This is a genomic window from Metabacillus fastidiosus NBRC 101226, from assembly GCF_001591625.1.
Lineage (GTDB): Bacteria > Bacillota > Bacilli > Bacillales > Bacillaceae > Metabacillus > Metabacillus fastidiosus.
The window spans coordinates 34,885-47,024 of the sequence record NZ_BCVG01000010.1; the positions used below are offsets into that span (position 1 = coordinate 34,885).

At 33.8% G+C, this 12,140-nt stretch carries 15 protein-coding genes; 8 read left to right on the forward strand and 7 right to left on the reverse strand.

Annotated features, from left to right (window positions below):
* Positions 1-149 precede the first annotated feature (149 nt).
* The gene (locus BFA01S_RS04605) at positions 150-389 is read right to left on the reverse strand and encodes a YiaA/YiaB family inner membrane protein (protein ID WP_066226362.1); all 240 of its coding nucleotides are present in this window, start codon (positions 387-389) and stop codon (positions 150-152) included.
* Positions 390-2,055: 1,666 nt separating this feature from the next.
* Between BFA01S_RS04605 and BFA01S_RS04610 the strand changes: the two genes are divergently transcribed.
* The 4 genes from BFA01S_RS04610 (at position 2,056) to BFA01S_RS04625 (ending at position 5,930) form a co-directional block, all read left to right on the forward strand.
* The gene (locus tag BFA01S_RS04610; RefSeq protein ID WP_066226364.1) at positions 2,056-2,622 is read left to right on the forward strand and encodes a competence protein ComK; all 567 of its coding nucleotides are present in this window, start codon (positions 2,056-2,058) and stop codon (positions 2,620-2,622) included.
* A gap of 748 nt (positions 2,623-3,370) precedes the next feature.
* Complete coding sequence (locus BFA01S_RS04615; protein WP_066226366.1) at positions 3,371-4,213, forward strand: ABC transporter ATP-binding protein; 843 nt, start codon at positions 3,371-3,373, stop codon at positions 4,211-4,213.
* Positions 4,146-4,898: an ABC transporter permease gene (locus tag BFA01S_RS04620; protein ID WP_066226369.1), complete on the forward strand. Its 753-nt coding sequence runs from the start codon at positions 4,146-4,148 to the stop codon at positions 4,896-4,898. Before BFA01S_RS04615 ends, BFA01S_RS04620 begins: the two co-directional genes overlap by 68 nt.
* Positions 4,899-4,910: 12 nt before the next feature.
* Positions 4,911-5,930 carry an aliphatic sulfonate ABC transporter substrate-binding protein gene (locus BFA01S_RS04625; protein ID WP_066226371.1) on the forward strand — a complete coding sequence of 340 codons (1,020 nt, stop codon included), beginning with the start codon at positions 4,911-4,913 and terminating at the stop codon, positions 5,928-5,930.
* A gap of 112 nt (positions 5,931-6,042) precedes the next feature.
* Here BFA01S_RS04625 and BFA01S_RS04630 read toward each other — a convergent pair whose 3' ends face one another.
* Together BFA01S_RS04630 and BFA01S_RS04635 are read right to left on the reverse strand one after the other, a co-directional pair.
* On the reverse strand, positions 6,043-6,252 hold the full coding sequence (locus tag BFA01S_RS04630; protein ID WP_066226373.1) for a hypothetical protein: 210 nt from the start codon (positions 6,250-6,252) through the stop codon (positions 6,043-6,045).
* A gap of 12 nt (positions 6,253-6,264) precedes the next feature.
* The gene (locus tag BFA01S_RS04635; RefSeq protein ID WP_066226374.1) at positions 6,265-6,603 is read right to left on the reverse strand and encodes a YrdB family protein; all 339 of its coding nucleotides are present in this window, start codon (positions 6,601-6,603) and stop codon (positions 6,265-6,267) included.
* A 92-nt stretch (positions 6,604-6,695) separates the two neighbouring features.
* Between BFA01S_RS04635 and BFA01S_RS04640 the strand changes: the two genes are divergently transcribed.
* Complete coding sequence (locus BFA01S_RS04640; RefSeq protein WP_066226376.1) at positions 6,696-7,136, forward strand: GNAT family N-acetyltransferase; 441 nt, start codon at positions 6,696-6,698, stop codon at positions 7,134-7,136.
* 138 nt (positions 7,137-7,274) lie between these two features.
* Here the strand turns inward: BFA01S_RS04640 and BFA01S_RS04645 are convergent, their stop codons facing one another.
* Together BFA01S_RS04645 and BFA01S_RS04650 are read right to left on the reverse strand one after the other, a co-directional pair.
* Entirely contained in the window at positions 7,275-7,610 is a 336-nt protein-coding gene (locus BFA01S_RS04645; protein ID WP_066226378.1) for an ArsR/SmtB family transcription factor, read from the reverse strand.
* A 28-nt stretch (positions 7,611-7,638) separates the two neighbouring features.
* Positions 7,639-9,390 (reverse strand): SulP family inorganic anion transporter, encoded by a 1,752-nt coding sequence (locus BFA01S_RS04650; RefSeq protein ID WP_066226380.1) that lies wholly within the window; start codon positions 9,388-9,390, stop codon positions 7,639-7,641.
* 154 nt (positions 9,391-9,544) lie between these two features.
* On the opposite strand from BFA01S_RS04650, the gene BFA01S_RS04655 reads away from it, so the two are divergent.
* A complete protein-coding gene (locus tag BFA01S_RS04655) occupies positions 9,545-10,021 on the forward strand; it encodes a DNA mismatch repair protein (protein ID WP_066226382.1) in 477 nt (158 codons plus the stop codon).
* A 220-nt stretch (positions 10,022-10,241) separates the two neighbouring features.
* Here the strand turns inward: BFA01S_RS04655 and BFA01S_RS04660 are convergent, their stop codons facing one another.
* Both BFA01S_RS04660 and BFA01S_RS04665 read right to left on the reverse strand, forming a co-directional pair.
* A complete protein-coding gene (locus BFA01S_RS04660) occupies positions 10,242-10,517 on the reverse strand; it encodes a hypothetical protein (RefSeq protein WP_066226384.1) in 276 nt (91 codons plus the stop codon).
* Between the two features lies 1 nt (position 10,518).
* On the reverse strand, positions 10,519-10,935 hold the full coding sequence (locus BFA01S_RS04665) for a heavy metal-responsive transcriptional regulator (protein WP_066226386.1): 417 nt from the start codon (positions 10,933-10,935) through the stop codon (positions 10,519-10,521).
* Between the two features lie 106 nt (positions 10,936-11,041).
* On the opposite strand from BFA01S_RS04665, the gene BFA01S_RS21735 reads away from it, so the two are divergent.
* Both BFA01S_RS21735 and BFA01S_RS04670 read left to right on the forward strand, forming a co-directional pair.
* The gene (locus tag BFA01S_RS21735) at positions 11,042-11,236 is read left to right on the forward strand and encodes a helix-turn-helix transcriptional regulator (RefSeq protein WP_082799855.1); all 195 of its coding nucleotides are present in this window, start codon (positions 11,042-11,044) and stop codon (positions 11,234-11,236) included.
* Positions 11,237-11,389: 153 nt separating this feature from the next.
* Positions 11,390-12,070 (forward strand): phosphoribosylaminoimidazolesuccinocarboxamide synthase, encoded by a 681-nt coding sequence (locus BFA01S_RS04670; protein ID WP_066226387.1) that lies wholly within the window; start codon positions 11,390-11,392, stop codon positions 12,068-12,070.
* Positions 12,071-12,140: the final 70 nt, after the last annotated feature.

Sequence of the window (12,140 nt, forward strand, 5' to 3'; positions counted from 1 at the left end):
AAACATCATCCTTCGTTTCTTTAAAAAAGACTGTCTCTATACAAGTGTCACCCTACCTTATGATAGACGGATGAGAACTATGTGAGACAGTCTGATCTCGAATCCCCGGCGAAGAATAATGAGGATTTATTATTTAATTTTACAAATAATTAAGACTCAATATGAGGCTTTCTTTCTTCATCCTCGTCCTCTTGATTATCCCTTACGACTTTTGCCACAGTAAAAGATGAAATAATGACGCCGACAGTTCCCATTAAGTAATAGCCCTTCACCATTAATGGCTGGTCTAATGTATATAAGCCAATTAAAATAAGTGCTGTAAAAAGAATTAAACCAGACCATGCAAGCATCGTGAATGCAGGTGTATTTCTCCTTTTATATTTAGCCATAATTTACCTCCATTATCTTTAGTTGGTAGTAATGCATAAAACTATCATAGCATTTTTCTGATCCAATCGAAAACAAACTATTTTACCAGGTAGAAAGTTTTATAGATAAGCGGCATTTTCAGCGAGGAACTCAAAAAATGTCTTGCTTTTCCGTAAAGATTCATTAATTTTTGGATACGAAGGCTACATGTTTTTAATAATATATGATAAAGAAATAAATATATATCTAAATAAGCGATGCTTGATTTTTCAGTATAAGATAATGATAAAGAAGCGATTCATTACAACAAATTTTTATAATGGAATGACTGCTCTTTTGTCTCATATTATAAAAATGCTAATTTGAATCTATATAAATATTAATGGGTCTGGCGTATAAATGCCAGACCCATTATTTCATTATATAATTTAACTATTAGAAACGATCTTCTTCCCATAGTTTGTAGTAGTATTCTTGCTCTTCATATTCATCCTCAAACTGAATTTCCTCTACGTTTACTAATTGAATTAATTTCTCCATCAAAAAACATCCCCTTCTGCCAATCTCTAGTAATTATGTTGTTTTTATTGTAACAGAACATATCTGTTAATATAATTGAAACATTTTGACTATTTCAGCTAAGTCTCGACAAAAATGAAAGAAAAAATGGACTTTGTATCTGTTTTTACATCATTAATTGCTGAAAATAAGATCATTATTTCAATATTTGTCGAGAAGTTTTTCCTTGTTTAATAGAAAATACCCCCTAGATTTATTTTTAAACATATTAATTTAAGAAATTAATTACTAGAGGGGGAAGAGGAAGATGTAAGTAAGGTGTAACAAATCTATCTAAAGTATATTTTAGTGTTCGATTTTAGGTTCATTTCACTCAAGCACATTATAATTTATAAGTTCATGTTATCTAACTAGAGAATTATTTAGGAATCAGCTATTTTATAACGAAAATAGAGCTTCAGAAGTTCATTTAACAATTAGTAGTGGATAAGAAAAGCCCCTAATTGAAAATACACTTTATGGAATTAGTTTACATAAAATTAACATAATCTTAATACTAACAAGATGTGGTAAAACTATAATAGGGAATAGGAAGGAGGAAGAGCTGTGTAGGAAGACCTAAAAATGCGAAGTCATTATTCTGAGAAATTCATATAGAAAACCTTTTTGACTGCTAAGCTATTTAAATAAAGATAAAGTATATTTAAATCTAATCATCATGTTTTAAGAAAATTGATCTCTAAATAAACAATATCAGATGAGAATTTTTTTAGATATAGCATAGGTCGCGGTCACAGATTAGCTCCGCATAAACTCTCAATTAATAGAATAACATTCTTATAGAAGTCAACCGATCTGCTAATATCTCCGAAATTATCCGCTGTAACGAAAAAATTACTTACCTTTCTTTCCTCAAGAAAAACAGCAATTATTTCCGATTATTATAATGAAAATAGAATAGATATGTCGTTTTCTCTAGATTTGAACCTCAATAAATAGCGGTAAGGTTAATCCAATTTAAGGAGGTGATAGATGATGTAAATAAAGAAAAGAGGAGCTTTGAATAGCGTAAAGGTTCGTATAATTGAAAATTCCAATTTGTTTAATAATATATCTAACTCTGCTGTTTTGAAAACAGTTCTATAGACAAAGGAGATGTTGGATAATATGTATGAGCAATTGTTAAAATCTTTAAAGGTTGAACGAGAAGAAGAAGATTACATTATTAAGGGAAGTACAATGATGATTATCCCGTTTTATGCAGAGCAGGGTGCACTTAATAGTATTGTTATTGATAGGTTTGAAGCCGTTAAAGTGAAAAGGAAGTCACAAAATATTATCGATGAAAGCTGTATATACTTTGCCAGTGATATGAAAGGAAGAATCAGGTCAGCAGCGAAAATTTTAAAAGGACATCAAATGCTTCCAATAGTTATAAGTAAAATGAATAAAACATGTATGATCCCAATTAGTTCACCTTACAATAAAAGATGTATTTGGGTATCGTACAGGCATATTATAGATATTACATCATATAAAAGAAAGTCTATTTTAACATTAGAAAATGGCCAGAGATTTGAACTGAATGTATCAAGAAAGACTATGGAAAATAAAATAAATAGAGCGAATCGCCTAGTTAATACATACGATATTCGTAATAAAGAAATGCAGGATACATATAAAGCAAATTATATAGCTGAAACAAAAGTGATTTATGTGCCGGATTTAGAGTAGCACTTATTAATAAAAAGAATAGTTATTAAGGATTTTTAAATTGGTAGATAATATGTTTTCTATCGGAAATAATTCGTATAATTTGGAAATTGATGAGGGAATGAAGAAGTTCTTTATAAATAGACAAAAGAAATTTGTAAGTATAGATTACACTGTCACTTTAAGAGAAAATCAAATTCTGCTACGTACTTAAGAAGCTTGGAACGTAATTCATTCCAAGCTTTTTATCTGTGTTACTTTCTTATATTTAGAAAAGAATCACATATACACTACAAACCTTCAATCTCATCTAAAAATGCTGATAAAATTTGAATATTTTCTATTGAGTCTGTAGCTGATATTCGAACGTTTGTAGAATTAATAATAATATTTTCATCATTTGTTTTCTATATTGTTGTAAGACAATTGAAGTAAGAGTTTTAACAGAAATTTTCTCATTTTGATATGGATTTTCTTCTGGAGGCAACGGCTATTTTCTAATAAGGGCAAAGTTTACAATTTTTGCGTAGTGAAATTAACTATAAAGGATATATGTTGAGAATTTCGAGAATGTTTTTTCTTATTTATATTGTCATAATGGTAAAAATAAAATATTATTATTAAATCCAAAAGATTATAAATAGTTAGAATTTAATAAGGATTCATTCGTTTTGCGAAAAGTTCATTGACAAAGCCTATTAAATAAGTAAGAATAATGATAATTAATTTACTGAAACAATTTTGTTTTAAAATTGAGGTGAGGACAAGAATGTATTTACACATCGATGGAATTGAAAAGAGCTTTCATCACAAGGCGAAGGGTGAATTGAAAGTTTTAGATAATATTAATCTTTCAGTTGAAAAGGGAGAATTTGTTTCGATCGTTGGACCGTCTGGTTGCGGGAAATCCACATTGCTTTATTTAATCGCAGGTCTTGAAAAAGCCGATACGGGTGAGATTCGTGTTAATAATGAAGTTGTGAAAAATCCAAGTCCAGAGCGTGTTGTTGTTTTCCAGGAAGCAGGTCTTTTCCCATGGTTAACGGTTCTTGATAATGTAACTTACGGTTTATTATTAAAAGGTATGTCTAAAAAAGAAGCAGAAGAAAAAGCAGTTGAAATGTTAAAAATGGTGCATCTAAGCAACTATATTGATTCATATCCTCATCAGTTATCAGGAGGAATGAAGCAGCGTGTAGCGATTGCTCGTGCGCTTGTGATGGAACCTGATATTTTATTAATGGACGAGCCTTTTGCAGCGCTTGATGAGCAGACGAGAATGGTGCTGCATAAAGAACTTTTGGAAATATGGAAAAAATTAAAAATTACAGTTATTTTCATTACACATAATATTCGTGAGGCTGTTCTTCTATCACAGAAAATTATTGTGTTTGCGACACGTCCGGGGAAAATTAAAGCGACTTTTGAAACGCAGAGGGAAAAAGATGGCATAATGCCGGATGATGTGTCTCTTCATTTAGAGCAGCGAATTTTAGCTGCCCTGCAGGATGAAATTGAAAAGGTATTAAAGGAGGAAATGGGAGATGACTACAGCTTTAAGACGGATCATCTTCATCGCGATAATAGCGGTGATATGGGAAGCCACATCTAGACTGTCTGGATTGCCGGCGTTTATGTTTCCAAGTCTCTCACAAGTTCTGACGACTTTATTCCATGGTATTGTTGATGGACAAATTTTAGTTGCGGTATTTAAAAGTTTAAGCCGTTTACTAATCGGTTTTGCAATTGCGATTTCATTGGGAGTATTTTTAGGCTATCTTATTTGGAGATTTAAACTTGTGGAAGATACGCTCGGGTTCCTTGTTACTGCATTACAGTCGATTCCAAGTATTGTTTGGTTTCCGCTTGCAATTATATGGTTTGGATTAAACGATATTTCAATTTTATTTATTGTAACAATTGGAGCAACATGGACGATGACTGTAAGTGCAGCATCAGGATTTAAAAATGTGCCTACACTCTATCAGCGTGTGGCAAAAACATTTGGTTCAAAAGGTTTTCATTTTGTACGGACTGTTATTTTACCAGCATCTGTTCCGCAAATGATTTCAGGACTTCGTATAGCATGGGCATTCTCTTGGCGTGCACTGATGGCAGGAGAATTACTTGGTGCAGGCGGTGGTCTTGGACAAATGCTTGAGATGGGCCGTTCACTTGGACAGATGGATCTCGTTATCTCAGTTATGATTATTATTGGTGTTATTGGAACAATAATGGATAATATCGTTTTCATGAGATTAGAGAAAAGTGTGCAAAGAAAATGGGGATTAAATTAAGGAGGTAAGAATTTGAAGAGCAATATATTAAAATTAACAGTTGTTTTAGCATTATTAGTGGGAATTTTAGCTGCTTGCGGCGGACAAGGTAACAGTGGAGAAAAGTCAACTGGCGGTGGCGATAAAAAAGAAGTAAAGATTGGTTATTTTCCAAACTTAACACATATGGCGACAATAGTGGCGCTTGAAAAAGGCTACTTTGCTGAAGAGTTTGGCAAAGATGTGAAGATTACGAAGAAAACAGTATCAAACGGCGGTTTATTCATGGAAGCAATGGCGACAAAAACGATTGATATCGGTACAGTCGGACCAGGTCCAGTTCTTAACTTCTATGCAAAAGACCCAAGTTACCGTATTCTTTCAGGTGCTGTAAATGGTGGTGCAGTATTAGTTGCAAGTGAAAAGAGCGGTGTGAAAGATTTAAAAGATTTAGATGGTAAAAAAGTAGCCATTCCGGTTATCGGGAGTACACAAGATGTTATGCTTCGTAAAGCCCTTCAAGAAGTAGGTTTAAAACCGACATCAAATGGTGGAACAGTTCAACTATTTGCAGCGGCACCAGCGGATACAGCGACATTATTCGTTCAAAATTCTGTTGATGCAGCAGCAACACAAGAGCCATGGGGATATATTTTAGAAACGCAGGCAAAAGGAAAACTATTGCTTGATTGGGATAAATTCGCTTGGGGTAAAGATTCAACGAACACAGTTGTAACAGCTCGTAAAGACTTTTTAGAAAATGAAGATTTAGTAAAAGCTTATTTAAAAGCACATGTAAAAGCTGTAAACTTTATTAAAGAAAATCCTGAAGAAGCTAAAAAGATTGTAGCGGCACATTTAAAAGAATTAACTGGAAAAGAAATTAATGAAGATGAATTAAATGCAGCATTCTCAAGATTAGAAGTAACAACAGCTGTTAACGAAAATGTTATCCAGGAAATGGCTGATATAAGTAAAGAAGCAAAATATATTCCAAGCAATGACATTAAAGGGTTAGTTGACTTGAAATATTTAGAAGAAGTAAATAAATAAGATTATGAAAAGCATGACTTAATCGGAATAGATTAGTTATGCTTTTTTTGCTGCATTCAACTAATAATAAAGTGATATGCAGCTCTCCTATTTATATGAAGTCTTATTAGGGTTAATTAAATGTTCTTCTGATTTTTTCAGCTATGTGAGCAACAATAATCCCGATTAATAGTGGTAAGATAGAACCCGTTGTGCCATATGTATCATTTGTATCGTTAATATATTCATATTGAAGCATGAATAGCGGGATCGTAAAAATATATCCGATTGTATAAAGAAGCCCAGTTATTATTAAAAATAAAGCAAATTGACGTATGCTCATGTTCTCCCCTCCTTACTGCTCCCAAACATACATTAAAGTAAGATTTGCCAAAGCAATAGTAATAAAAAGTACAGCTATTTTTGGACGACCAGTCGTATAAATTGCAGCTGAAGCAAGCAAGTATATGATAAGTTCTAAACTAAGGCGTAAACCGCTATTCAGTTGATAGGAAGCATTAGGTGAGCCGAATATTGCCCATATAACAGCGATTGTAAGAGGAGCGCCAATGCCAAGGATAGATTTTAGTAATGTCCCTTTTCCCGTCTGGAATCCCCAATATCCGATCGCAAATAAGGAGCAAAGTTCGATTAGAAAGCGTAAGGCGATGTTTAAAGATTTTATTAATTCCATTATTTTAACTCCATTCCATCATTTAACTATTATTTATTATACTTGATATATTGGAAAGATAATGTAAAATCTTTGTAAAAAGGGGAGAGCTTATGATTCTACCAATTACGTTAGATAATTTAAATAAAAATATAGAGTTATATGTTTCCGTATTTAATGAACCACCTTGGCAAGATAATTGGACATTTGAAAAAGCGGAGAGACGTTTTCTTGATCTTTTACATACACCGAGATTCGTAGGTTTTTCCTATTATCACAATGAAGAATTAGTCGCATTGGCCGCTGGAAACTGTGAAGAATGGAGTGATGGTGAGCTTTTTTATTTGAAGGAAATGTGTGTGCGTCCTAATATGCAAGGAAAGGGGATTGGCACGCGGCTGCTTTCTTATTTGGATGCTTATTTACAGGAACGAGGTGTTATTTATTCTTATTTGCTAACATTGCAAGAAGGGCAGGCAGCGTCATTTTATGCGAAAAATAGTTATAAAAAAGATTTAAATACAGTGTTTATGTTACATAAATTAAAAAAGTAGGGGGTGTATCATAAGTCCCTGATAAGTTTTAAAAGCTGAAAGGCCCTGTCTCCAAATCCTTGATTTTATCGGATTTTCATTACAGGGCCTTTCAGAAGGATGTCCCTAAAGGGTGCTTTTTACCCTTTAGGGACATCCTCATTCTGCATTCGAATCTTTCATTTTATCTAAAATCGTAATTGTATCAACAAGATGGTTATTAAAGATTTGTTTTGCTACTTTAAGCAGTTCAATAATCATCGGGTCCCTGAGTGAATAGATGACACGTGTTCCTTCTTTCGTACCCGTTACAATATTTTTCGTTCTTAAAACAGTTAATTGCTGGGAGACAGCCGATCCTTCACTTCCGACTAAGCTTTGAATTTCGTTTACACTTTTATCGCCTTCTGCTAATAGCTCGAGAATTCTTATTCTGAGCGGGTGTGCCAGTGCTTTGAAGAATTCTGCTTTAAACTGCTGCATTTCAAGATTCAATTGTTTTTTCCTCTCTTTCTCTTTTTCACTAGGATGAAGATTTTGTTAAAAGTTTTTTATGATTTTCTTTAGAAAGGACTGTACATTCGCTGAATGCGAAATGTTTGCAGCCGATACATTTATCTTGATCTAAATGTTTTAGAGCATAATCGATTGCTTCACCTGTATGATCAAAGAAGTTCTCTTCTCCTATTAAATCATATAAACCGGTCTTCTTTAACATCTTTTTCGGCTGGGACTTCATTCCTGATATTAAGATAATACCGCTTTTTGAGAAATCTTTCACAATGCTGGATAAGTAGACCTCTCCGGTTGTATCCATAAAAGGAACTCTCCCCATTCGTAAGAGCAGAACACGGGGTTTTAAATTAATAGTTTTCATAATAGATGATTCAAATGTTTGGGCAGCCCCAAAAAATAAAGGACCCTCGACATTATAAATACTGATTTGAGGGCAATCATGCCCATCTGTTACTACTTGTGACTCTACTTTTTTCTGTTTCGTATCAGGGTTAGGCAATGCTTTAACAGTAACTAACATTTCGCTCATTCGTTTCGTGAAAAGGAGAATAGCGAGCAGTAGTCCGACTGGAACAGCAACAGTTAAGTTGACGAATACTGTTAATAAAAATGTAATAACTAAAACGAGAGAATCTTCTGTTTTTGTTTTTAATAAATGGATAAAAACTTTTCTCTCACTCATATTCCATGCAACAACCATTAAAATTGGTGCCATACTAGCCAGCGGAATATTGGATGCATATGGTCCAAATAATAACAAGATGATTAATACGACGAAACCGTGAGTAATCCCTGCAATCGGTGAAAATGCCCCGTTTTTAATATTTGTTGCCGTTCTGGCAATTGCCCCTGTTGCTGGGATTCCGCCAAATAGTGGTGTGACCATGTTTGCAATTCCCTGACCGAATAGTTCCCGGTTGCTATTATGTTTACTTTTTGTCATCCCATCCGCAACAACCGCAGATAATAATGATTCAATTGCTCCGAGCATTGCGATGACAAAGGCAGGTCCCAGCAGCGAAATGATTCTTTCAACCGTAATTTCTGGAATATGGAATTTTGGCAAGCTGTTTGGAATATCTCCATAAGTTGAACCGATTGTTGCTACATGGCTTGGGAAAAAGATACTAGCAACAATAGTGGAAAGGACGAGTCCGATAATTGGACCAGGAACCTTAGGAATAAATTTAGGTGTTAAAATGATTGTCATGAGACAAATAAGAGCAGTTAATATACTGTAAAAATTAATAATATTAATGTGACTGATGACTTCGAACACATTTTGATGAAAGTATTCATGAGTTTTTGTACCAGTCAGTCCTAAAAAATTCCCGATTTGTCCGAAAAAGATAATGACAGCAATTCCGGATGTAAAGCCGACTGTTACAGGTCGCGGAATAAATTTAATTAATGAACCGAGACGCAGAATCCCCATTAATAATAGCATGATACCGGCCAAGAACCCTGCAATTAATAAGTTTTCATAGCCGTATGTCATTACAATGCCGAATAAAATCGGAATAAACGCCCCAGTCGGTCCGCCAATCTGATATTTTGAACCTCCGAAAACAGAAATTAAAATCCCTGCAATAATTGTTGTATAAATCCCATACTCCGGTTTTACACCAGAAGCAATTGCAAATGCCATTCCTAGTGGAATTGCAATGACACCAACAACGAGACCTGACAAAACATCTTTTTGAAAGTTTCGCAGATTATATCCGGAGTATCTCCCCGAGAAACTGAATTTTTGTTGCATGCCAACTCTTCTCCTTTTATAATGTTTATATATTAATATATCTGATTATTTGAATATATTTTATATAAAATGTACAATTATTTTGAGTTGATGTCAAAGGTTTTTTTTAGGGTGACCAGTTTCTATAAAACTAATAAATGATGGAGCGAATAAATTGAGTATCGAAATAACGAGAGAAGGATTAATTAAGCATGGAGTTGCCGTGCTTCAATCAATCGGGTCACATCATATTTGTCATGTTTGTATAAAAAGTGGAAATTCATGCTGCAAAGGCTGTGATTTTTTACAGGAGGGTGTCGGCTGCCAAAAAAGAAATACGAGCTGCACGGCATGGCTCTGTGGTCTGCAAAAATTTTATCTGAAAGAAATCGGTTTGTTGAAAGAATGGGAGCATATGTGGGAACAAGTACCGGGACAATGTTTCAGAAGAGACGAAACACCGCATACCGTGAAAATTGATTCGTTGATAAAGATTGGAAAATATGATGATAAAGCTGCCAAACTAGTGGCAAAAAAATTAGAATCATTTGCAGAAGAAGGAGGAAATATCGGTAAATTGGAAACGAAGCTGGCGCTTGATTTTGAGGTGAAGAAAATGGAAAAAATTCATCCGTTATATAGGGATAAGTGAGAAATATTCACATTTTACAATGGAAAAGGACTTATCACTTGTCCTTCTCCACTTTTTTAAACCATATATTAAACAGATTTTATAGAGAGTTACTAAAAAAGCTGTTGTACATAGGCCGGTTGTATCCGTTTTAATACCGATATTTGTAATAAACACCTGTATTATAAAGTCCAAGCTGTAACAGATGATTGGCTCCTTTTTGAATTCATAAATGAGAATTTCAAGTAAGGAGCTGTTTTAATTTGTCTATGACCTTTTTATGAAAATACCGGCCTAATTTTCCCTTCTTTAATGTTTCAATATCTGTTAATCTCCCGTCAATTGTTATAGCAGGGAAAGATTGGATATTATAAGAGTTTGCAGTTTCTTTATCTTCATTTACTCTAGCATCATATATAATTAATTCACATCTGCTGCATACCATTTCTTTAACTGTTTGAACGGTGCTTTCACATAAGGGGGTCCCCATCGTAAAAACTTCCACTTTTTTAGCCAATTTACATTTCTCCTTTAGACAATATTTTTATAATTGGACATGAACTTTTTGTGAGTGGGAGTTCTGAACCTGCACAATGAACTGCTGCTTGCAATAAAGCTTTAAGTCTATTTAATTGGGTTATCTTTTCCTCAATTTCTCCAATTTTCTCTACAGAAAAATTGTACATTTCCTCTGCTGGAAAATAACTCTCTGTTTTATAGATTGCTAGAATTTTTTTTATTTCTTCAAGTGTAAATCCTAAACTTTGTGTCTGCTTAATTAATTTTATATTTTCAATTACTTCATCGGAAAACATTCTATATCCGGACTCGTTACGGGTAGGTTTGTCCACAAGCCCCCTTTTTTCGTAATATCTGACTGTTGCAACATTGACATTTGTTATTTTTGCCACTTCGCTTATTGTGTAATAGTTCATAATGATCCTCCGATTTCAATATAAACCCTGTACCTAGGATTAAGGTCAAGATGTTATTTCATTTATATACGTTTGAATTTTTGTTTCGTTTCATAGAAACGTAATTATGAAAAATATAAGGAGGAAGGTTGCAAGAATCGAGAAAGATTTATTACAGGAGCAATTGGCTAAGATTGTTAGAGTATCAAGACAGACCATAGGTTTAATTGAAGCGAGAAAATATAATCCATCACTAAGTTTATGTGTTTCTATTTGTAAGGCTTTATCACGAACGTTAGATGAATTATTTTGGGAATCATAAGGAAATGGAGGTATAAATTCTGAAAATAAACATTTGAATTAAGATTTTTTAAACTTTTTCCGAACTTTTTTCAAAAAAACTAACCGAAAATTCGTTTTTTGTATTATAATATGTAGGCAATAGAGAAAATCTAATTCAGAGGAGTTGCTTACGATGAAACTCACTTATACTGGTAAAACAAAAGATGTATATGCTTTAGAGGACGGAAATTATTTACTTAAGTTTAAAGACGATGTAACAGGTGAGAACGGTGTGTTTGACCCGGGTGCAAATACTGTTGGTTTAACAATCGAAGGTGCAGGCCGTGCAGGTTTAAGATTAACAAAGTTCTTCTTTGAGATCTTAAAAGAAAAAGGTATACCAACTCATTATGTTGATGCAAATATTGAAGAAGCAACAATGACGGTTAAACCGGCTGAATTATTCGGTAAAGGTCTTGAAGTGATCTGCCGATATCGTGCAGATGGAAGCTTTTTACGCCGCTACGGTTTATATACAGAAGCAGGACAAGCACTTGATGCTTTCGTTGAAGTAACATTAAAAGATGATGGCAGACAAGACCCGCCAATTAGTGAAGATGCCCTTGATATGCTTGGTATTCTTTCCAAAGATGAATATAAAGTATTAAAAGGACTTACTCAGCAGATTGGAAATGTTGTAAAAGAAGAACTTGCGAAAAAGGGAATTGAGCTTCACGACATTAAATTTGAATTCGGTCGTGTTGGTGAAAATAAACAAATCGTATTAATCGACGAAATTTCAGGTGGAAATATGCGTGCTTATAAAGACGGCGAGTATATTGAACCGCTTGATTTAGAAAAAATGTTTCAATAAATAAGAAATGAGAGCAGCTTATCAAGCTGCTCTTTTTATTTCTGCTCGAAATAGTATGGTTTTGGCTTAA

Coding starts and splice junctions, on each gene's coding strand:
- BFA01S_RS04605 (WP_066226362.1), bottom strand. CDS start 389: ATGGCTAAATATAAAAGGAGAAATACACCTGCATTCACGATGCTTGCA.
- BFA01S_RS04610 (WP_066226364.1), top strand. CDS start 2,056: ATGTATGAGCAATTGTTAAAATCTTTAAAGGTTGAACGAGAAGAAGAA.
- BFA01S_RS04615 (WP_066226366.1), top strand. CDS start 3,371: ATGTATTTACACATCGATGGAATTGAAAAGAGCTTTCATCACAAGGCG.
- BFA01S_RS04620 (WP_066226369.1), top strand. CDS start 4,146: ATGACTACAGCTTTAAGACGGATCATCTTCATCGCGATAATAGCGGTG.
- BFA01S_RS04630 (WP_066226373.1), bottom strand. CDS start 6,252: ATGAGCATACGTCAATTTGCTTTATTTTTAATAATAACTGGGCTTCTT.
- BFA01S_RS04635 (WP_066226374.1), bottom strand. CDS start 6,603: ATGGAATTAATAAAATCTTTAAACATCGCCTTACGCTTTCTAATCGAA.
- BFA01S_RS04640 (WP_066226376.1), top strand. CDS start 6,696: ATGATTCTACCAATTACGTTAGATAATTTAAATAAAAATATAGAGTTA.
- BFA01S_RS04650 (WP_066226380.1), bottom strand. CDS start 9,390: ATGCAACAAAAATTCAGTTTCTCGGGGAGATACTCCGGATATAATCTG.
- BFA01S_RS04665 (WP_066226386.1), bottom strand. CDS start 10,935: ATGAACTATTACACAATAAGCGAAGTGGCAAAAATAACAAATGTCAAT.
- BFA01S_RS21735 (WP_082799855.1), top strand. CDS start 11,042: ATGAAAAATATAAGGAGGAAGGTTGCAAGAATCGAGAAAGATTTATTA.
- BFA01S_RS04670 (WP_066226387.1), top strand. CDS start 11,390: ATGAAACTCACTTATACTGGTAAAACAAAAGATGTATATGCTTTAGAG.